We start from the raw sequence: 22,422 nt of genomic DNA, 5'->3' as shown, positions 1-22,422 counted from the left end.
AAGGAGGAGTTCATATTAAGAATCGGAAGTTAGTCCAATGGATGGCAGTGCCACTAGTACTTTTAATGGTTGTTCTTACAGGATGTCAGGCTGTGGGTGGAGTAGACGTTGGCAAAGCAATGGCCAATGGCGCGAGTATCAAGTCCGGTGAATCCAGACAATCCATGAATATAAACATAGAACCGGCTAAGGAATTTGCTACAGAGAAAGACCTTGAAATGATCGAACTTATTAACTCCATATCCCTGGATATTGATCAAGCCAAAATGAAAGATGCGAAGACAGCATCGATCAAAGGTACACTGAGCATGGAGGGAACAAAGTTACCTTTCCACCTGTCCATGAATGAGTCCCAAATGGTGATTGATCTGGACGGAGCCCAGAAACCGCTGTACATATCTCTGGATACGTTCCAGGATGCACAGGCTCTTCCAATGGTAGATACGAAGGCTCTGGAGAAACAACTCGAGGAACTTTCCCCGAAACTGTTCTCTTTTGTCCTGAAACATCTGTCCAATCCGAAGAACATCTCCGTAACACCGGTACAGGAATCCGTGAATGGCGAAGCGCTTAGCCTCTCCAAGCTGCATCTGGAAGTTAGTGGTGAAGAGATGCTTGCTATGGTCAAACCATTCCTGACGAGTATTTCGAAAGATGAGCAAGGACTGAAAGACCTGATTGGCGATCTGTATGATGTGTTCTACCCTGTGCTGGAAGCTGTGAATGAGGTTGAAGGCGGGGGAGATGAAACGCTGAATTCGATCGTTCCTGAATCGAAAGATGAAGCCGTTGCGTCACTGTACGCCATCATCAAAGTAGGACTGGACAGTATGCTGGTCAATTATGATCAGGAGCTGAACAACCTGTTGAATGAGACCCCTGAATTCAAAACGGTCTTTGGCACAGATACCAAACTGAAATTGGACTTTTATCTCGACAGCAAGCTGGATATTCGCAAGCAAAACTTTGAACTGAAAGTAGCGCTGCCTGCTTCCGAAGATCTGCCGCTGAACTCCGTAACCGTAAGTGGAGACAGTGAACAGTGGAATATCGGTGGCACAGTTGCAGTTGATGAAGTGGATGTATCCGGCGGCGTTATGGATCTGATGAAGGATGATATTACGCCTGGTCAGATGCTGCGCAATTTTGATTCCAATTCACTGGCATATCAATTGCTGAAAGATGAAGCTGGGATCACGAGTAAAAGTGTAGTGCTCTTCCCGGATGATGAATACGCTGGGGCGATCACCGTTAAGAACACAACATTTGTTCCGCTTCGCTACGTTTCTGAGGAATTGGATGCGGAAGTGAAATGGACCAAAGGCTCGAACCAAATCGTTGTCATTGATGACATCACTGGTGATGAGATTGTCCTGACTGTAGGTTCCAAGAAGGCAACCGTTGCTGGTAAAGAAGTAACCATGGTGGAATCCGCCTATGTGGGCAAGGACGGCAAGACGTATGTGCCACTGCGCTTTGTGGCTGAATCCCTTGGAGCTACTGTAGATAAGGAACAAGAGACAGGTTGGATTTACATTGACCGTCCTTAATTTCTTGAAGTACATGTAAAGTACAAAGACCCGACATCGATATATCAAAGAACGCCCTTAACTGGCCAATGTGCTGAGTGGGGCGTTCTTTTTGGTATGATATTTGGGATAACGTATCCCGCAGGTTAAGTGTGCTGTAAGGTCTGAGGCTTTTTGCTAAACCCGGTACTTCCGGCTGTAAAGCCCATCTGGCGATAGAATTCATGTGCAGCTTCACGTTCAGGGCGATTGCCACTGTTCAGAGACAGGGAGTCCACGTCATGCGTGGCTGCCCATTGTTCGGCTTCCAGAATGAGTTGACGGCCGATGCCTGAGCCTCTGAACTGGTCATGTACAACCAATGCCAAGATACGGCAGTGTCTTCCGTTCTTTTCATACAGATAAGACGTCTGTAATCCGATCAGTCCAACTACGCGTCCGCGTGCTTCAGCAACCAGTGTAGTAAAGTTTGCGTCTGCAGCAATGTGGGTATAACGCTCCTCCATCTCGGCGTAAGTGGTGGGATAACCGAGTTGGTCCATCAGAATGACCATATCTTGCAGATCGGTAGGGGAACTGTATCTAATGGTTACATCCAGGCTCATAGTGGTGTCGTCTCCTTGGGTCTTTCTTTCAATGAAAGTTCAATAATGGTATCCAGCAGCTCTGCAAAAGAAATGCCTGCAGCGGCTGCACTTTTGGGCAGCAGACTGTTACGGGTAAGACCCGGCAGCGTGTTCACTTCAAGCACATAAGGCATGCCTTCCCGAATCATCATATCCACGCGCGCGTAGACGCTGCATTTGAGCACCTGATAACAGGTCAAGGCCGCGGCTTCAACGCAATTGTGAAGGTCCAAAGGCAATTGCACAACCTGCTCATCGGCTCCGTGGTCATCGTATTTGGAAGAATAATCGAAAAACTCCGCGTTCGAACGAATGGAGATCACCGGCAGCATCTTACCATCCAGAATGGCACAGGTAATCTCCTCACCTTCGATATACTGTTCAATCATGACCGTATCATCCCAGGCGAGGGCAGCCTCTACAGCAGCAGGCAGGGCGTAAGCTTCCTTCACCACTTGGGTACCAATGCTGGAACCGCCTGAATTGGGTTTGACCACCACGGGGTACGTTAATTGTTGAACAGCAATAGAGGACAGTTCCTCCATATGACTCACTCGCAGCCATTCTCCGGTAAGTACACCTGCATGCTGCATGAGCTGTTTGGACATGTCTTTATCCATGCATACACTGCTTGCTAGCACACCACAGCCTGTGTAGGGAATACCCAGGGATTCCAGTGTGCCTTGGACCGTACCGTCTTCGCCGTATTTGCCATGCAGGGCAAGCAGTGCCACATCGATCCCCGCTGACTTGTCGATTAGATCGCGCTTGGTATTCAGCTCAATGGGCACAACCTCGTATTTGTCTTTATTCAGGTTTGCAATCATCTCCTGTCCGGTGAGCAGTGAAATATCCCGCTCTGAAGATGTACCGCCCATAATCACGCCAACTTTCATGTGAAATCCTCCTTATCTCATTTGAGCTGCTGTCTCGCCAATGATGCGAATGCCTTTACGTATATTTTCATCGCTGACTCTGGAGAAACCCAGACGCATCGTGTTTACACCTTGACCGGGTTCCAGATAAAAGGTATCCCCAGGTGTGAACGTCACACCTTTCACTTTACAGGCCGCCAGCAGTTCACGGGTGCTGTATTCGGACGGGAACTGCACGAACAGATGCAGACCACCCGCACCGGAAATCCGGCACATGGGCAGATGCTGCTTCAGGCAACGCACAACCAATTCATATTTTCTCTTATATTCCGTACGAGCTCGCTTCAAATATTTCTCGAAATTACCGTTGCTCAGATATTGATACAATAACGATTGGTCCAGCGTGGAGGTATGGATGCTGCGTGCCCGTTTCATACTCTCCAGATAATCAATCAGCGCCGCATCCGCAATAATCCAACCCACCCGCAGACCTGGGAACAGGACTTTGGAGAAGCTGCCCAGATACACCAGTCCATTGCCTTTGCCCGTGCTGGCGATCAGGGGAGATACGTGGGAACCGGAATAGCGCAATTCTTCGTTGAATCCATCCTCAATGATCGGTACCTGATATTGGTTCATCAACCGGATGATCTCTACCCGTTTTGCAGGGGAAGTCACAATCCCGGTAGGGTTGTGGTAGGAGGGCACGAGATACGCCAGATCATATGGACTTGCCTCAAGTTCATGTTCAAGTTGCTTCAAGTCCAAGCCATCCGGCTCCATGTTCACACCGGTCAGGTGGAACTGGTGCAGCTTCAGATTTTTGATCGCCGTGTGGTGCGTTGGATTCTCGCAGAGCGCTTTTCCGCTTTTTTTGCGCAACGCTCCAAGCACCAGATCGAAACCTTCCGTGAATCCGTTGGTGATCAGAATGTCCTTGCCACGGAGGTCGACACCTTTGTTCTCCATATATCGTAGTAAATAGTTCATCAGCGGTCTGTATCCTTGCGCATATCCGTAATTCAGCAGTACTTCACCTTCAAGTGACATGCGATCCAGAAAAGCCCGCTTCACGTTGTGCAGATCAAACAGCTTTTCATCCGGTGCTATGCTGGTAAACGATATCTCACCGCGCTCTGCTCCGGAGCCATGCTTCATCAGATCGTACTGCTCTGCCTGGATCGCATACTCACTTACCTCCGTCGTCCAGTCCAGTTGCCAGCTCGCTGCTGCCTCAGGTGTTTCGATGGAGGCACTGACGTAATTGCCCTTGCCTTTGACGGCATAGATCAGACCTTCATCTTCAAGCTCGGCATAAGCGAGCAGGACCGTGCTGCGACTAACCTTCATGAGTGTACTGAGTTCACGGGTCGAGGGCAGTTTTTGTTTGGCTTGCAGGCCGCCTTTGAGCATCAATCGCTTCATATAATCTTTGACTTGTATATATACAGGGCGGTCCTCCGTCAGTTTCAGATCGGAATACATCCCATCACTCCCTCTACTGGTATCTTGCCATATTATAAACCCCGCAGAAAGAACCACGATACCTCTGTTTCCCTGCAAGTGTGGTTGGTTGTTCGCACAAACGCAAAAAAGCCCTGGCAGTATGCCGGGGCCTGGTGGTGAAACGTGATCCATTTTCTATAGTACTGCTGCTATAATTTCTACAGTTGCATTGCATGACTAGTCTCTCTAGGATCGATAGCTATCTGACCTTCTACGTGTGTCTATTAACTTCAGTACGACTATAATTGCAGGCTTTCTAGGTGATACTTAAAATCTACAGTGAAATCATGAATCTAGGTCTTTCTACGTTTGCTTGCTGCAAGGGTCGAATAGAGGATGAATCCACAATCTATAAGCTAAGGTTCTTGCTAACTGTACTCTTGTCGTGATCACGTAACAGAATTCAGCATGAAAAAGATATTCAATCATAGGGTACAATAGACGAAGGTAGATATAAAGACGTATGTCTCAGTGCCCAATTTCTTCCTCATACCCCTATAGTACCACTTTGAATCAGGGAAGTTAACCTTTTTTTTGAAATATTTGTCGTAATAGCGAAAATTGCGTGAATTGTCCTTCATATAGATTGAAATGGTGTCCCTTTATAATATGTGATAGGATGTAAACCTATAGATAATGAGGAAGTGAGCCTATTGATTAATATTACCGTACCAACACCGGATGTAACCATCACAAAGCAGGCTGATCCACAGCTTAGCCACATTTATGGATTTACTGATTTTCACCTGATTACCCGGGAACTAGGCGGGATTTTCATGTTTTACAATGCCGCTGGAGAGTTGTTATTTGTCGGGAAAGCACGAAAATTAAGACCACGTATCAAAAAGCATTTTGAAGATACCGTATCACCAATCAAGAATCACCGCGAAGAAGTAACAAAGATTGAAGTATGCCTGGTTGAAGATCCGGTAGATCGTGAAATTTACGAGACGTATATCATCAACACGATGCGTGCGAAATACAATGTAGATAAAGTCTTGTACAAATAAGACGCTTTAAAAGCACATGAATATGCAATGAGTGGGACATATGTCCTAAGTGTTGCGCTAGTGGGTAAGGATGTAATCAAAGGATTGCATCCGATTCCTTCTGGTGCCATCCCGATCTTTTCGAGGGAGTAGTTTGTAGATTTTGAAACGTAGTAAGCCCAAGCCTAGTATCATAGATATACCAAATACATATGAAGAGGTGATTGTGTTGATCGGTCGTAGCGGTAACCCTACACTTAAAGACAGCACGTTTGAAAACAGAGGATATGGAGAAGATCGCTATCAGAATTACATGACGATTAACGGCACGGTGAATAAAGCGTTTATTACGCTGGTTATTCTGCTGGGCAGTGCATTTGCAACATGGATGATGTTCTTTAACGGTCAACAAGTGATGCCGCTCGCTTATGGCGGATTAATCGTTGGTTTCATTCTGGCACTTGTCATTTCGTTCAAACCTGTAGCGGCACCTTATCTGGTACCGGTCTATGCCGTGGCAGAAGGGCTATTCCTGGGCGCACTCTCCGCAACCTATGAGTCACTGTATAACGGAATTACCTTGCAGGCTGCCCTGTTGACCATGGCTGTATTCATCGCCCTGCTGATGGCATACAAAACCAGATTGATCAAAGCTACGGAGAACTTCAAGCTTGGGGTGGTGGCTGCAACTGGCGGTATCATGATCATGTATCTGCTGAGCTTTGTACTGAGTTTCTTCGGAATTTCGATTCCTTACCTGCATGATAACAGCTTGATCGGTATTGGTATTTCGGTCGTTATCGTCATTGTGGCTGCCCTTAATCTGGTCCTTGATTTCGACTTCATCGAGGGTGGCGCTGAACGCGGTGCGCCCAAGTACATGGAGTGGTACGGTGCATTTGGATTAATGGTTACACTGGTATGGCTGTACATTGAGATCATCCGTCTGCTTGGCAAATTGCGGAGCCGGGACTAGTCCTATCGTAAAATCCATAATAAGAGTGTGAATTTCATTAAAGCTGACGCGTGTTACTCACGTCGTTGGCTTTTTTGGTATATATGGATATGGAGGTAGTCTAAAAGCAACTTTGCGAGCAGTAGGAGAGCAAACGCTGTGGAGTGAGGTGTGTACATTTTACCATATTTGGATTGACGGTCTGGAAATGGTTATGGTATTTTATTGATAATGATTATCATTTTCGTTTAGAAGTTACCCAGTTGCCAGCTGTTATCATTCTTTAGCTACATATCAAACCGATCAAGCAGATCGAAAGGAGTGGCCTCATGTTACTGGAAAATGATTCGCAGATTGCTGCGCACCAGCCTGTTCCCGGCCGCAGTCCCAAGACGGATCTTGCCAACGTTAAAACATACATGGACAAACATTACGACCAGCCTCTATCGATTGCAGACCTCGCCTCGGAAGCGGGGATCAGTCCAAAATATTTCGTGGATCTGTTCAAGAAAACGTACGGACAGAGTGCAATGGAGTATCTTACGGATCTGCGCATTAACCGTGCCAAGCGATACCTGAAGGAATCCAGATACAAACTTCGCGATATTGCCCTGAGAGTGGGGTATAGTGACGAGTACTATTTTAGCCGCAAATTTAAAAAGGAAGTTGGCGTATCTCCTTCGGATTATGCGAAAAACGCCAGAAAACGGATAGCCACCTGCTCCTCCAGTGTGATTGGACAACTTCTGGCACTCAATGTCATCCCTGTGGCTGCACCCATCGATCCCAAATGGACCGCGTATTATTATAATGCACATCGTACAGAGATTCAGTCCCATCTGAAATTGACGGACCCGTACACGAGCTGGCGGTTTGAGGCCAATGTGGAAAGGCTGGTCCATATTCGTCCTGATGCCATCGTAGGTACAGATCAGATTAGTGAACAGGATCAGGCCCAATTGGCCGAGATTGCACCTTGTTGTTTTGTCCCCAAACATCATTCGGATTGGCGAACACAGCTACGCATGATTGGATCATTCCTGGAGCGGGAGGAACAGGCGGAGCAATGGATACACTTGTACAACCAGCGAGCAGAGAAGGCACGGGAATCGGTACAGCGGGAAGTGGGCCGGGAGAAAGTGATCGTTGTGCGGATCTACGGGCAGAATCTCTACCTTTATAGCAATCCGGGTATTGAAGAAGTGTTATATGGAGCGCTGCAACTGGACACATTCTCTGATCTTAGTGCCAATAATCCGTTAACGCTGGAGCAGCTCGCTGCAATGAACCCTGATCGCATTCTCGTTATGGTGTGTCCCGAAGCAGCTTCACGGGCGTATTGGCTAAGCTTGCAGCATTCAGTTACATGGCGTCAGCTCAAGGCCATTCGTCAGTACCAGGTCCATCTGATCACAGGTGACCCTTGGTTTGATTATTCGGCTGTAGGCGTGATGCGCATGCTGGATGAAGCTCTATTGATCTTCACGGGATATTGTCCAAATATATATCTGGATAACGTCCATGGTGATTCCCAGGCGACGTGACATATAATCCTTGTATCTAAATGAGAATGTTTATCAAGGGGGATCTCACACATGTTTCAATATATCAAAAACATCGGACAACGTTCCGTTGGTAGCAAATTCCGTAGTGCCCGGCTCTCAGCCCTGATCCTGCTGATGTTAATTACAGGGCTGTTGTCTGCCTGTGGTGCAGCATCCGAGAATACAGGAGCGGCCCAGGAGGAGCAGCCCGCAACGGAAACTTCAACCCCGGCTTCAACCGAGACGGCTGTGCAGGAAGAGCAAGCGGAAGAAACGAAGGGTGAACGCACCGTAAAAGATGACTTGGGACATGATGTAATTATTCCAGCCAAGACAGAGCGGGTGTTTGCACCATATTTGGAAGACTCCCTGTTAACCCTTGGTGTGAAGCCAGTAGCCCAATGGGCAAGTGGTACAAAAGGACATGTCTATCTCCAGGATCAACTCAGTGATGTGCCTACACTTGATTTCTCCAGTGGTTTGCCTTCGCCAGAAGCGTTGATGTCGTATAATCCTGATTTTATTATTTTGCATACGGCCCAATATGCCGAGAATGGGGTATACGAGAGTTATTCAAAGATCGCACCGACCTACGTATTTACGAACGCTTCGGGTGATGTAGAGAAGTCCTTGCAGATCATTGGCGATTTGCTGGGCAAAACGGCTGAAGCCGAAAAAGCCATTGAAACCTACCATGCCAAGGTTGAGTCAGCCAAAGCGGAACTGGCGAAAGTAGCCGAAGGCAAAAAAGCAGCCATTATTCGTTTTGCCCCACGTGGTATTAGTATGATGGGTGGTAACTACTTCAGCGGTTACGTCGTATATGAACAACTGGGACTAGGTAAGCCTAAATTGGTCGAGTTGGAGAACAGCGCCATTGTATCCACCGAGGTATTACCCGAGATTGATGCCGACTTTATATTCACCGTGGAACAAGGTCCAGGCAGCATGAAGGAAATGACGGCAACCAACGTATGGAATAGTATGCCTGCGGTGAAAGCAGGGCATGTGTACGCTGTCGAGCCAGCTCCGTGGTTGGGTGGTGGACTGATCGCATACGGTCATGTCATTGATGATACGCTCAAAGCGTTAAAACAATAATTGGAATAGTGTAGCTCCCTTTGGAGTGCCGGGAACCGGATGTTAGTCCAGCGTTTCCTGCACACCGTGAGGGAGCTTTTTTTACGATAGAAACGTGAACATTATATGACATAAATATGGAAATATGGAGATAATCAAAATGATTTCTGGATATCGTCCATGGGACAGCCGGATTGACTCTTTTATAATTGGTAATGAGAATCAATCTCATATACAGAATGTAGTTCAGTATTCAACTTATATAAGCAGAACAACGAGGAGGACCCATCCGTAATGACGTTTCAGCCCAACTCGACCGCTCCTGGCAACCTTGAGCATATCGAACGCAGTACCGTTCAGATTCCACATGCCGAACAATGGACCATGAAATCACGTTCAGGCCATCATGATTATCAGATCATGGTATTCAAGCCTGTTGAACCTCCGCCCCCGTCCGGTTACCCGGTGATTTACCTGCTGGATGCCAATTCGGTATTCGGCACGATGGTGGAAGCTGTTCGTGTGCAGGGACGCAGACCGGAGAAGACAGGAGCAGTCCCGGCCATTGTCGTAGGCATTGGGTACCCGATCGCGGGTCCCTTTTCCCCTCATCGTTATTATGACTTTACTCCAAAGGCCACAACTGAATATACCGCAAAATCCGACGGTACACCTCTGCCAGAACAAGGAGGTGCCGATGAGTTCTTGCGATTTATTGAAGAAGAACTGAAGCCAGATATAGAGCAGCAATTTCGGATTGATCGGGACAGACAGGCTATATTTGGTCACTCGCTTGGTGGGTTGTTCGTGATCCATGCGTTGTTCACGAAGCCGGAAGCTTTTCGATATTACATTGCGGGAAGTCCCTCATTGCACTGGAACCAGAAGGTGATGCAGGCGGAGGAACAGGAATTCGTCGCAAGGCTGGAGCAGCACCCGGTGAACGTCAAGGCGTGGATTGGTATGGGAGAACAGGAGAAAACTCACCCGGCCCGCAACAATGATAAAGCATCAAGTCTGACGGAACGTTTGTCCGCATTAAAGCAGCCTGGGTTGGATATCGCATACACCGAGTTCGAAGAAGAGAACCATGTCTCGGTATTGCCTTTTCTGATTAGTCGCACGATGCGTTTTGCCTGTAGTCCGGAGTCATAGAAGGTTGGAATGAGGGACGTTTTTGCAGACGATAATCATATGAGTCAGGGATCAGTGAGCAGCAGGAGCTACTATGGGGCAGTAAGGGAGGTACACGAGGTGAGTTACACAGGAATCGATGGAAAAGTAGCCTTGGTCACCGGTTCCGCTCAAGGGATCGGTGAAGCGGTAGCGAGATTGCTTGCACAACAAGGCGCTATCGTTGCTCTGGTGGATCGACAGGAAGCTGGGCTGGATCAGCTGGTCACCGATCTGCGCAGTCAGGGTCATCAGGCAACAGCCTGCGTTGCTGATATATCGGATCGTCAAGCTGTTGAGGATACTGTTCGACGGATCGAAGAGAACGTTGGCCCCATTGGCATTCTGGTGAATGCTGCGGGTGTGCTGCACACAGGGGCAGTGAGTGAGCTGACGGATGAAGAATGGGCGAGGACGTTTGACGTGAATACGCACGGTGTATTTTACATGTCGCGTGCGGTAGTGAGATATATGGCTGAACGCCAAACGGGTGCGGTAGTTACCGTGGGTTCGAATGCTGCGGGTGTTCCGCGAATGCACATGTCTGCCTACGCGGCTTCCAAAGCCGCCTCAACCATCTTCACCAAATGTCTGGCTCTGGAATACGCCGATCGGCACATTCGATGCAACATTGTCTCTCCAGGCTCAACGGATACGCCAATGCAGCGAGCTATGTGGCAGGATGAGCATGGCGCAGAGGCAGTCATTGCAGGCTCACCGCAAACCTTCCGTTTGGGCATACCGCTAAACAGGATGGCATTGCCAGAGGATATCGCGGACGCGGTGGTCTATCTGGTATCGGATCAAGCCAGACATATTACGATGCATGATCTGTGTGTGGATGGAGGCGCCACGCTCGGTGCCTGAATCAAGAGATAAGGAGATGATGAATCATGTCAAAAGCGGGTACAGTTACTGCAACTTCCGCCATACACCTTCTGGAGCAATATCGGGAGGGGACGTCCTTTTTCTGGTCTTCACCGCAACATACCTTGCTCGCACAAGGAGAACGGATTCGTTGGTCTCGGCTACATGCGGAGGACGCAATTCAATCAGATCCCAGCGATTATGCTGATGTTAATGAACATAAACGTAAGGAAGAGATACATCTTTTCATACATGGTATTCAGCAGCTTATGGACAAGGCCCAACAAGCTGGTCAATCGAATCCGATGGTGGTTGGCGCCCTTCCGTTTGATCCGCTGGACGATTCTGCTGAGTTATATGTACCAGAGACGGTGCAGTGGGCTGAACCGCTACCCGCGGAAACACGAGCATTAATTCAGAAGCTGCCAACAGCCGTAGGTTGTAAGGTCATTGAGGCACCTGCGGGCACAGTGTATGAGCAAAGTGTAGACAACGTATTGGTTGACCTAAACCAAGGTGATCTCCACAAAGTCGTGTTATCCCGTACACTTGAGGTGACTTCACAGACCATCGTGGATATGCATCAATTGCTGCGTAATCTGTTCAGGGACAACACGCATGGATATACATTTGCTGTACCAATGAGGAACATAAATCAGCCTAAAAGTACTCTAACAACGAATAAACAACAACTTAAAACAGATGAACAATTTGAAAATAAAACGAGTCGCACCTTCATCGGGGCAAGCCCAGAACTGTTAGTTACCCGCAAAGGGTTAAAAGTACGCGCCAATCCACTGGCAGGCTCTGCTGCCCGGAGTGATGATCCAGCGGAAGATCGGCGCCGTGCAGAGGCACTGCTGGCTTCAGCCAAGGATCGGCATGAACATGCCGTAGTCATTGAGGCAGTTGCGGAAGCACTGCGCCCATTATGCCGACAACTATCCGTTCCAGCAGAACCTTCGCTGATCCAGACACGCACGATGTGGCATTTATCCACTGAAATCCACGGAGAGCTGGCGGACATGGCCACAACGTCACTGGAGCTGGCTTTGGCTCTTCATCCCACACCCGCCATCTGTGGAACACCTGTACAGGCTGCACGGGCAGCGATTAAGCAACAGGAGCCGTTTGACCGGGGATTATTTACGGGAATGGTGGGCTGGTGCGACAGGGAGGGCGACGGCGAGTGGGCCGTAACGATCCGATGTGCTGAAGTGGAAGGCACAGCTGTGAAATTGTTCGCGGGAGCGGGCATTGTAGCAGGTTCTACAGCAGAAGCAGAGCTGGCAGAGACGGCTGCCAAGTTCAGAACGATGCTGTGCGCAATGGGTTTGGATTCAACCATGTCCAGTCGGAAGGAGGAATGAGCAATGTTGTCAGGATATCAGGCTTGGCCTGAGGAAGTTGCAGAGCGTTATCGGCAGGAGGGTTGCTGGGAAGGGATTACGTTTGGAGAAATGCTTCGCCAGCGTGCTGATCTATATGGCAATCAGGTAGCCGTTATTAGTGGTGAAGATCAATTCACTTATGCAGAACTGGATGAACGGGTGGATCGATTGGCTTCCGGTTTATATGCCAAAGGAATACGGCAGCATGACCGGGTTATTATTCAGCTGCCCAATATTACGGCGTTTGTTGAAGCATGTTTTGCTTTATTCCGCATCGGTGCGCTGCCTGTATTTGCTCTTCCCTTGCATCGAAAGAGCGAAATCACATATTTCGCTCGTTTCTCCGAGGCCGTAGCATATCTTATTCCGGATCAGGATGGAGGATTTGATTATCGCACGTTGGCAGAGGAGGTACAGGCAGAGGTGCCGGGACTTCGGCATATTTTTGTGGCGGGAGAAGCCGGTCCGTTTACAGCATTGGAAGATGTCTATGCAGAACCTATCACACTGCCAGATGAACCGAAGTCTTCAGATGTTGCTTTTCTACAGTTGTCGGGCGGAAGTACCGGGTTGTCCAAGATGATCCCACGCACTCATGATGACTACATCTACAGCTTGCGAAGAAGCGTTGAGGTGTGTGGTCTCAGTCCCGAAAGTGTCTATCTGGCTGCACTACCTGTAGCACATAACTATCCAATGAGCTCACCCGGAATTCTGGGCACGTTGTACGCGGGTGGCACGATTGTGCTGTCACGGGGATCAAGCCCGGATGAAGCCTTTCCACTGATTATGCGCCATCAGGTAACCATCACCGCTTTGGTGCCGCCACTGGCTCTTGTCTGGCTCAATGCAGCAGCTGCCCGAGGAACCAAGCTTCCGTCGCTCCAGGTGCTTCAAGTGGGGGGAGCCAAATTCAGTGCAGAGGTGGCGGCACGCGTCAAACCGGTCCTTGGCTGTACATTACAACAGGTGTTTGGCATGGCCGAAGGGCTGGTGAACTACACACGTCTCGACGATTCGGAGTATGTCATTACCCATACACAAGGGAAACCGATGTCTCCCTATGACGAGGTGCGGATTGTGGATGACGAAGATGTTGAAGTGGAGCAGGGACAAGCCGGACACCTGCTGACACGCGGACCTTATACCATTCGTGGTTATTACAAAGCCGAGGAGCATAACGCCAGATCGTTTACTACCGACGGTTTCTATCGCACAGGCGATATCGCGAGTCTGACGGCTGATGGATATCTCGTTGTCGAAGGACGGGCGAAGGATCAGATTAACCGTGGCGGGGATAAAGTGGCTGCCGAGGAAGTGGAAAATCATCTGCTGGCCCATCCAGGTGTGCATGATGCAGCCTTGGTCTCCATGCCCGATGAGTATCTGGGCGAGCGCTCTTGCGCCTTTATCGTCCCAAGCGGCGAAGCTCTGGCGGTGGCCGAGATCAAGTCTTTTCTACGCAATCGGGGCCTGGCCAGTTATAAAATCCCGGACCGGATTGAGTTGGTGGATGCTTTTCCGAAGACACAAGTGGGCAAGGTCAGCAAAAAAGCATTACGGGAAATGTTGACCATCGAGCAACCTGTATCTAAATAAGAATTTTCGATAAATATAGCTGAAAAGAGGGATATTCATGGCACTTCCAGTGATTCAACCATATGCAATGCCTGTAGCGTCGGAGCTTCCGGTCAACAAGGTAGCCTGGACACCGGATGCGAAGCGTGCAGTACTCTTGATCCACGATATGCAGAACTATTTTATGAATGCATTTACGGCGGGAGCATCCCCGGTGGTCGAACTGATTGATCATATTGCACAACTTCGTTCAACGTGTCATGAGCTTGGGATTCCCGTGGTCTACTCGGCACAACCGGGTGGACAGACACCGGAGCAGCGCGGGTTACAGCTGGACTTCTGGGGTGCGGGGATCGATGGCGGGCCTGTGCAAAAAGAAATTGTTGAATCGCTGGCACCCGCTCCACAGGACACCTTCATGACCAAATGGCGCTACAGCGCCTTCCAGAAGACGGAACTGCTTGAGTTGATGGAGCGGCAGGGCCGGGATCAATTGATTGTCTGCGGCATATATGCACATATCGGATGTCTGATGACGTCAAGTGAGGCATTTATGCGAGACATTCAGGCGTTTTTGGTTGCCGATGCGGTTGCTGATTTTTCGGAGGAAAAACATCGCATGGCGCTGACGTACGCAGCAGAACGGTGTGCGGTAACACTAACGACCGAACGTTCGATTGCGTTGCTGAGTGCGTCAGCCGCAACCAGAACTGAAGTTGCAGTTACATCCGAGGCGCAGTTACAATCGGCATCCACTGCGGAGACTGGGGATGTCGTGGAAGGACGAGAAGACGTTGATCAGGCAAGGCTGGCAACATTACGAGCTCAGATTGCCGATCTGTTACAGGAGCAGCCCGATTCAATTGGGGAGCATGATGATCTGATTCAGAACTGGGGAATGGATTCCATTCGTATGATGAGTCTGGCTGAACGTTTTCGCGCGGAAGGAGCAGAGGTTACTTTTGTTGATCTGGCAGAGCAGCCTACATTGGCAGCTTGGGCAGGACTCCTCGGTAATGCCCAACCGAAAGTACTGCCGAACGGAGATTACTTTTGAGCGGGGCGGTGCAGATGTCGCATAGTCGGAACATAGCTTGGCCTTTATCTTCTGCACAGTCTGGCATCTGGTATGCCCAACAGTTGAATCCGGACAACCCGATGTACAACACGGCCGAGTATGTGGTTATTGACGGTCAGATCCATACGGGACGATTTGAAGAAAGTGTACGTCAGACCGTGATGGAGGCCGAATCGCTGAATATGGTGTATGGCGAAAATGAGCAAGGCCCGTGGCAATCTCTGCGCACCAATATGAATGATTGGACATTCCATGTCATGGATGTGCGTGATCAGGCTGATTCTCATACGGCTGCGCTCGACTGGATGAAGCAGGATCTGGCAAAGCCTGTTGATCTAGCGATTGGACCACTTTTCACAGAGGCGCTGTTCCGGGTGAGTGAGGATCGGTACTACTGGTACCAACGCATTCATCATATTGCGATTGATGGGTACGGCGTATCCCTGATTACACGCAGGGTTGCCAGCTTGTACTCTGCAAGCCTTCAGGGAGAGGGCGCAGCTCAGGCACAGGGTACGGCAGCGATTGGATCACTGACTTCCGTTCTCGAAGAAGATGAAGCCTACACATCCTCCACCAACCGAGAGCTGGACCAACAGTTCTGGATTGACCGATTCGCGGATGCACCGGATGTGGTCAGTCTGGGTGAACGTGCTCCGCGTACATCAACCGAGTTCCTGCGACAGAGTGCGGTGCTCACGCCGTCACAACGGGAGCAATTGCAAGCAGCAGCGGGTAGATTCGGTGCGACCTGGCCGGATCTGTGTGTAGCGGCAACGGCGATCTATGTGCACCGGATGACAGGGTCAGCCGATGTTGTTCTGGCCTTGCCCGTGATGTGCCGATTGGGTTCAGCATCGCTGCGTGTTCCAGGCATGGTCATGAATGTGCTTCCGCTCCGCCTGTACCTGGATTCACAGATGAATCTGTCTGAATTGATGGCACAGATCGTGAAGGAGATTCGGGCTGTACGCAAACACCAGCGATATCGGCATCAGGATCTAAGGCGTGATCTCAAGCTCTTGGGAGAGAATCGGCGTCTGTTTGGACCGATGATCAATGTGATGCCTTTCCATCATGAGTTGAATTTTGCGGGCGCACGCGGCATGATCCATAATCTGTCCACGGGTCCAGTGGATGATCTGTCGATTCATATTGTAGACCAGGGACATGGTCATGGACTGAGTATTGCTTTTGATGCCAACCCTTCGATCTATGTGGACTCGGAATTGCATGATCATCAGCTTCGCTATGTGCAAATCCTGCAATCCCTGATGTCAGAAGGGACAGAAGACATATCGGTTGGACAGATGGACATCCTGCTCCCTGCTGAACGCGAACAAGTGCTGGAAGGATGGAATCAGACGCATCATGCCATCGCTGAGTGGAATTCGGCAGCGCTATTTGAACAGCAGGTTCGGCGTACACCTCTTGCAACCGCAGTGACATTCGAAGGGACATCGCTGACCTACGCAGAGCTGAACGAACGTGCGAATCAACTGGCACATGAACTGATACTGACTTACGGAGCAGGACCGGAGCGTGTGGTTGGCATTGCGATGCCTCGTTCACTGGACGTGGTCATCGCGATTGTAGCTGCCCACAAAACAGGAGCAGCCTATCTGCCGCTTGACCCGGATTATCCCGAAGAGCGCCTGATCTATATGCTGGAGGATGCCAAGCCTGCTTGTGTGGTGACGGTAATGAACAACTTCTCTCACATTCCCCAGACATCCAGTGTACCGATTCTGGTCATGGATGAACCGGACATGATACAGGCAGTGAGCTGCCAGTCGGGAAGCAATCCCGAAGGTGATGATCTGGCAGGCATAGCTTCTCTGCTCAACCCTGCGTATCTGATCTATACTTCCGGTTCTACGGGTAAACCCAAGGGTGTAGCTGTAACCCATCTGGGATTAGCCAACTTGCTTGAAGATATGAAGACAAGACTACAGGTTGGTCCGCAGGATCGCTGGCTGTCGGTGACCACGATTGCTTTTGACATCTCCGTACTGGAAATCTTCCTGCCACTGACGACTGGAGCAAGACTTGATATCGCGCAAAAGAAAACGATTCTTGATCCGGTAGCACTGGCCGGGAAGATGAGAGAGCAAGAGACAACGATCATGCAGGCTACGCCAACGTTATGGCAGTCTCTGGTGACGAGCCGCCCGGGAAGGTTTGATGGGCTAACGGTGATTACGGGGGGAGAGGCTTTATCCGAGGAACTGAAGCTTTCGCTGGAGGCGTTGGGCTGTCAGGTCAATAATCAGTACGGGCCAACGGAGACAACCATCTATTCTACAGCTGCATCGCTGGGGAATGAACAGTCAGGCAAACCATCCATTGGTGGTCCGGTTCGTAACACACAGCTCTATGTGCTGGATCAGAGCATGCAGCCTGTACCTCCAGGTGTAGCAGGTGAATTATATATCGCAGGAGAGGGACTTGCACGGGGATATTTGGGCAGACCTGATCTGACCGCAGAACGTTTTGTTGCGAGTCCCTTCGGACAACCGGGCAGTCGAATGTACCGGACAGGAGACCTGGCCAAATGGTTGCCGGACGGCTCCATCGATTATTTGGGACGGGCAGATCATCAGATCAAAATCAGGGGCTTCCGGATTGAACTGGGGGAGATTGAGTCGGTAATCTCCAGATATCCGGGTGTAACACAGGTTACGGTCATGGCACGTGAAGACCAGCCTGGGAACCAACGGTTAGCGGCATATATCGTGGCTGATGCGGAAGATCATCAAGCTGACATGGATTTGGCTGATATCAGAGCACACGTAGCTGATGCGTTACCGGATTACATGGTGCCCTCTGCCTTCATGCTGCTTCCAGAGATGCCACTGACACCGAATAAAAAAATCGATCGCAAACGTCTTCCTGTGCCTGCATTGACATCTAATGCAAACGGGAGGGAGGCACGTACACCGCAGGAGGAGATCCTTTGCAGCCTGTTTGCCGAGATCCTGGGTGTAGCTCGGGTAGGCATTGATGATGATTTCTTCGAACTGGGTGGACATTCCCTGCTGGCCGGGCGAATTATAGCCAGAGTACGTGATGTATTCGGGGCAGAACTGAACATCGGCAGTGTGTTTGAATCACCGACAGCAGCAGGGCTTGCCAGAAAGCTGGATCAGGCGAAGTCCGTCAGACCCGTTATTCAGCCTGTGCCGCGTGCGGGTGAGATTCCGCTTTCCTTTGCCCAGCGACGGTTATGGTTCCTCTATTGCCTGGAGGGGGCTAATCCCACCTATAATATTCCGTTGGTTGCCCGGTTGACCGGGAAGCTGGATGTGGACGCTCTCCGAAACTCTCTGCAGGATATTGTTGCCCGTCACGAGACACTTCGCACATTGTATCCGCCAGATCTGGGTGCGGCGAGCCAGCATATCCTCCGTGCAGCAGATGTAACAGTGAATATGAAACTCACCCGGGCTTCGGCTGAGAAGCTGCCCGAGCTGCTGGCAGAAGCGTCGCGTTACAGCTTCGAGCTTAGTACCGAACCCGGCATACGTGCGGAATTGTTCCATACGGATGCGCACGAACATACATTGCTGTTGCTGATTCACCACATTGCAGGGGATGGATGGTCCTTATCACGGCTTATCCGGGACTTGTCGGAGGCTTATACTGCTCGTCTGCGTGGATCTGCTCCGGCTTGGGAGCCGCTACGCATTCAGTATGCAGATTATGCGGTGTGGCAGGAGAGCCTGCTTGGGGATGAGAAGCGGCACGACAGTCTGATCGCGAGGCAGTTAGCGTTCTGGACTGATCGGCTAGCAGGCTTGCCAGAACAAGTCACGTTCCCGGCAGACTATACCCGACCAGTGGTGTCCAGTTACCGAGGAGGGACGGTGCCATTTGCGATCAGTCCACGTCTGCATGAGCAGCTTGCGACAGTCGCCCGTGAGCATAAAGTCAGTCTGTTTATGCTTCTGCATTCGGCGTTATCTGTGCTGCTTACTCGAATGGGTGCAGGCACGGATATTGCGATAGGTACACCGATTGCCGGACGGAGTGACGATGCGCTGGATGATGTCGTGGGCATGTTCATCAATACGCTGGTCCTGCGTACGGACACTTCGGGCGATCCGACCTTCCGAGAGCTGTTGGCCCGCGTGCGGGAAGCCGATCTTGCTGCTTATGAACATCAGGATTTACCGTTTGAACGGCTGGTCGAAGTGCTGAATCCGCCCCGATCTCGTTCCAAACATCCGCTCTTTCAGGTGATGCTGGTGCTGCAAAATACGCCAGATGTTCGTCTTGAGCTGCCGGGTGTTGAAGCAGAGACTTGCATTCACGGTGTGGGTTCATCCAAATTCGACCTTACGCTTGAACTGACGGAGAAACGGGAGCAGAACGGACTTCCAGCCGGAATTGGAGGTGTACTGGAGTATAGTGCAGACCTCTACCGTGAATCGACTGCCGGAGAAATGGTGGTTCGGTTGATGCAGGTGCTTGAGGGTGCTGTACAGCAGATGGATGAACGCATCAGCAGATTTGACCTGGTTACACCATTAGAACATGCTCAGTTTGAAAAGGAGTGGACTGCTACACAAGATGAAGGTCCACAGCTGACCATAGCCGAGCGTTTTGAAGTACAGGCAGCCGCTCACGCCAGTTCGGTAGCCCTCCATTGTGAGGATATCCGTATGACTTACAGGGAGCTGAATGCACGGGCTAATCGACTGGCGAGACTATTGATCGCAGAAGGTGCTGGGCCGGAACAGATGGTGGCCCTAGCCTTACCTCGTTCGGTAGAGATGGTTGTAGCCATTCTTGCTGTACTCAAAACGGGCGCTGCTTATCTGCCACTGGACCCCAACTATCCGGCAGATCGTTTAACCCATATGCTCACGGACGCTGCGCCGAAAGTGATGGTTACAAGTACAGAGGTGTATGCCCTGCTGCCGCAGATTGCGAACATAGAATGTATTAACATGGACGATCTGCATACCTTGCGGCAATTGGAATCCATGGATGAGCGAAACCCGGCAGACCATGAACGGAACGGACGGGTAACTCCGCTGAGTCCGGCTTATATGATCTATACCTCGGGTTCAACAGGGAAACCCAAAGGTGTCGTGATTCCGCATGCAAATGTCATCCGGTTATTGGATGCAACGCAGCATTGGTTCCATTTTGACGAGGGCGATGTATGGACGTTGTTCCATTCCTATGCGTTTGACTTCTCCGTGTGGGAAATCTGGGGCCCTCTGCTGTATGGAGGCAGCTTGGTTGTTGTTCCTCATGAGATTAGCCGATCACCTGGAGCGTTCCTGCAACTGCTCGTCGAGCAAAAAGTAACCGTACTGAATCAGACGCCATCTGCGTTCTACCAACTGATGCAGGCTGACAGGGAAAATCCGGTCTGGGGACAGCAGCTTGCGCTCCGCTATGTGATCTTTGGAGGCGAAGCGCTGGAGCTGGGACGTTTGGATGACTGGTATGAACGCCATGCGGATGACGCACCAAGGCTCATCAATATGTATGGTATTACGGAAACAACGGTCCATGTCAGCTACAAAGAACTTCACGCAGGAAGCTCGGCAGAAGGTGCAAGCAGCTGGATTGGATGCGCTATTCCAGATTTGCGCGTCTATGTGCTGGATGATCATCTGAAGCCTGTGCCAACAGGTGTAACTGGAGAGATGTATGTGGCGGGAGCGGGTCTGGCTCGTGGCTATTGGGGAAGGCCAGATCTCACGGGAGAGCGATTCGTCGCCGATCCATATGGTGCACCGGGTACACGAATGTACCGTACGGGAGACTTGGCAAAGCGCCTGCACGATGGTTCGCTTGATTATCTGGGACGAGCCGATCAACAGGTGAAAATCCGCGGGTTCCGCATTGAGCTTGGCGAGATTGAGGCTATATTGGCAAAACATTCGGGTGTGGCTCAGGCGGCTGTTATCGTTCGTGAAGACCAGCCAGGGGATAAGCGTCTTGTCGCTTATATTGTTCCTGTACCGGACAGTGAAGCAGAACTGGAAACGGCTTCGTTACGCCGACATGCGGGAGCGAGCCTTCCAGATTATATGGTCCCATCTGCGGTGGTTGTGATGGAGGTCCTGCCGCTTACGCCAAATGGCAAGCTGGATCGCAAGGCATTGCCTGCGCCAGAGATGCAATGTTCGGCTGATGGCCGAGCACCGCGCAATCCGCAGGAGCAGATTCTCTGCGATCTATTTGCCGAAGTATTGGGATTGCGAAGTGTGAGTATTGATGATAGCTTCTTCGAACTGGGCGGTCATTCGTTGCTTGCGGTGCGCCTGATGAGTCGAATTCGTGAAGCAATGGGCAAGGAGCCGGGCATCGGCATTTTGTTCGAAACGGCCACAGTGGCTGGACTGGCTGAGCGATTGGAGATGGGTGCAGATTCCGGGAAAAGCTCGCTGCAAGTGTTGCTGCCGCTCCGGACGCATGGGCAGCATCTGCCTGTATTCTGTGTCCATCCGGCGGGAGGGCTTAGTTGGTGTTATGCCGGGTTGATGAAACATCTGGGTATGGAGTATCCGCTATACGGGTTGCAGGCAAGGGGAATTGCCGAGTATGAAGTGCTTCCACCGACACTGGAGGATATGACGGCGGATTACATCCGTCACATCCGGTCTGTGCAGCCTGAAGGTCCGTATCGTTTGCTCGGCTGGTCACTGGGCGGCAACGTGGCTCAGGCGATGGCCGTGCAGCTTCAGTCCGAAGGAGAGGAAGTAGAGTTTCTTGCCATGCTGGATGCGTATCCGAGTCATTATCTGCCTATTCGCGGGGAACCGGATGAGGAAGAAGCGTTAACGGCATTGCTTGCACTCGGTGGATATGATCCGGACAGTATTGGGGATGGGCCGCTGGATATGGCGACAGCGATGCGCATCCTTCGTAGCGAAGGAAGTGCGTTGGCGAGCCTGGATGAAGAGACAATCATGAAGCTGCGGAAAACCTATGAAAATTCTGTCCGAATCTTGGGGGCATACACGCCATCCCGATTCGAAGGTGACCTGATCTTCTTCCGGTCTACCATTATTCCGGACTGGTTCGATCCGATCGAACCGGAGATGTGGAATGCATACATCGGAGGACAACTGGAACGTCATGATATTGCCTGTCGTCACAAAGACCTTTGTCAGCCGGGTCCATTGGAGAAAATCTGCCGTACCCTTTCTGTCCGGCTTGAGATGCTGAACAAGAAGCGTAACATTCAACACAAATAGGAGGATAAGCT

14 protein-coding genes are annotated in these 22,422 nt (G+C 50.5%); 11 read left to right on the top strand and 3 right to left on the bottom strand.

Going from position 1 to position 22,422, the window contains the following annotated elements:
- Positions 1-41 precede the first annotated feature (41 nt).
- Entirely contained in the window at positions 42-1,550 is a 1,509-nt protein-coding gene (locus AC6CIF_RS24100; RefSeq protein ID WP_498201795.1) for a copper amine oxidase N-terminal domain-containing protein, read from the top strand.
- Between the two features lie 125 nt (positions 1,551-1,675).
- Here the strand turns inward: AC6CIF_RS24100 and AC6CIF_RS24095 are convergent, their stop codons facing one another.
- From AC6CIF_RS24095 to pdxR, 3 genes are read right to left on the bottom strand one after another with little or no spacing between them, the layout of a single operon-like run.
- On the bottom strand, positions 1,676-2,134 hold the full coding sequence (locus tag AC6CIF_RS24095; RefSeq protein ID WP_498201794.1) for a GNAT family N-acetyltransferase: 459 nt from the start codon (positions 2,132-2,134) through the stop codon (positions 1,676-1,678).
- Positions 2,131-3,051 carry a D-alanine--D-alanine ligase gene (locus AC6CIF_RS24090; protein WP_498201793.1) on the bottom strand — a complete coding sequence of 307 codons (921 nt, stop codon included), beginning with the start codon at positions 3,049-3,051 and terminating at the stop codon, positions 2,131-2,133. Before AC6CIF_RS24090 ends, AC6CIF_RS24095 begins: the two co-directional genes overlap by 4 nt.
- Positions 3,052-3,063: 12 nt before the next feature.
- Positions 3,064-4,515: a MocR-like pyridoxine biosynthesis transcription factor PdxR gene (pdxR, locus tag AC6CIF_RS24085; protein ID WP_498201792.1), complete on the bottom strand. Its 1,452-nt coding sequence runs from the start codon at positions 4,513-4,515 to the stop codon at positions 3,064-3,066.
- A 674-nt stretch (positions 4,516-5,189) separates the two neighbouring features.
- On the opposite strand from pdxR, the gene AC6CIF_RS24080 reads away from it, so the two are divergent.
- The 10 genes from AC6CIF_RS24080 (at position 5,190) to AC6CIF_RS24035 (ending at position 22,411) form a co-directional block, all read left to right on the top strand.
- The gene (locus tag AC6CIF_RS24080) at positions 5,190-5,546 is read left to right on the top strand and encodes a nucleotide excision repair endonuclease (RefSeq protein WP_036612270.1); all 357 of its coding nucleotides are present in this window, start codon (positions 5,190-5,192) and stop codon (positions 5,544-5,546) included.
- Between the two features lie 208 nt (positions 5,547-5,754).
- Entirely contained in the window at positions 5,755-6,501 is a 747-nt protein-coding gene (locus AC6CIF_RS24075; RefSeq protein WP_091036514.1) for a Bax inhibitor-1/YccA family protein, read from the top strand.
- Between the two features lie 308 nt (positions 6,502-6,809).
- Positions 6,810-8,024 (top strand): AraC family transcriptional regulator, encoded by a 1,215-nt coding sequence (locus tag AC6CIF_RS24070; RefSeq protein WP_498201791.1) that lies wholly within the window; start codon positions 6,810-6,812, stop codon positions 8,022-8,024.
- A 51-nt stretch (positions 8,025-8,075) separates the two neighbouring features.
- The gene (locus AC6CIF_RS24065; RefSeq protein ID WP_498201790.1) at positions 8,076-9,125 is read left to right on the top strand and encodes an ABC transporter substrate-binding protein; all 1,050 of its coding nucleotides are present in this window, start codon (positions 8,076-8,078) and stop codon (positions 9,123-9,125) included.
- 273 nt (positions 9,126-9,398) lie between these two features.
- Complete coding sequence (locus tag AC6CIF_RS24060; protein ID WP_498201789.1) at positions 9,399-10,259, top strand: alpha/beta hydrolase; 861 nt, start codon at positions 9,399-9,401, stop codon at positions 10,257-10,259.
- 99 nt (positions 10,260-10,358) lie between these two features.
- Complete coding sequence (locus AC6CIF_RS24055; RefSeq protein ID WP_498201788.1) at positions 10,359-11,144, top strand: 2,3-dihydro-2,3-dihydroxybenzoate dehydrogenase; 786 nt, start codon at positions 10,359-10,361, stop codon at positions 11,142-11,144.
- A gap of 26 nt (positions 11,145-11,170) precedes the next feature.
- Positions 11,171-12,514, top strand: a complete 1,344-nt coding sequence (gene dhbC, locus AC6CIF_RS24050; protein WP_498201787.1) for an isochorismate synthase DhbC — start codon at positions 11,171-11,173, stop codon at positions 12,512-12,514.
- Positions 12,515-12,517: 3 nt separating this feature from the next.
- Complete coding sequence (locus AC6CIF_RS24045; RefSeq protein ID WP_498201786.1) at positions 12,518-14,134, top strand: (2,3-dihydroxybenzoyl)adenylate synthase; 1,617 nt, start codon at positions 12,518-12,520, stop codon at positions 14,132-14,134.
- 37 nt (positions 14,135-14,171) lie between these two features.
- Positions 14,172-15,170: an isochorismatase family protein gene (locus AC6CIF_RS24040; protein ID WP_498201785.1), complete on the top strand. Its 999-nt coding sequence runs from the start codon at positions 14,172-14,174 to the stop codon at positions 15,168-15,170.
- Between the two features lie 14 nt (positions 15,171-15,184).
- The gene (locus AC6CIF_RS24035; protein WP_498201828.1) at positions 15,185-22,411 is read left to right on the top strand and encodes an amino acid adenylation domain-containing protein; all 7,227 of its coding nucleotides are present in this window, start codon (positions 15,185-15,187) and stop codon (positions 22,409-22,411) included.
- The last annotated feature ends 11 nt before the right edge of the window (positions 22,412-22,422 follow it).

The organism is Paenibacillus sp. GQ49 (genome assembly GCF_059759055.1).
The sequence above is the reverse complement of the archived record's forward strand: the minus strand, read 5'-3'. Positions and strand labels throughout refer to the sequence as shown.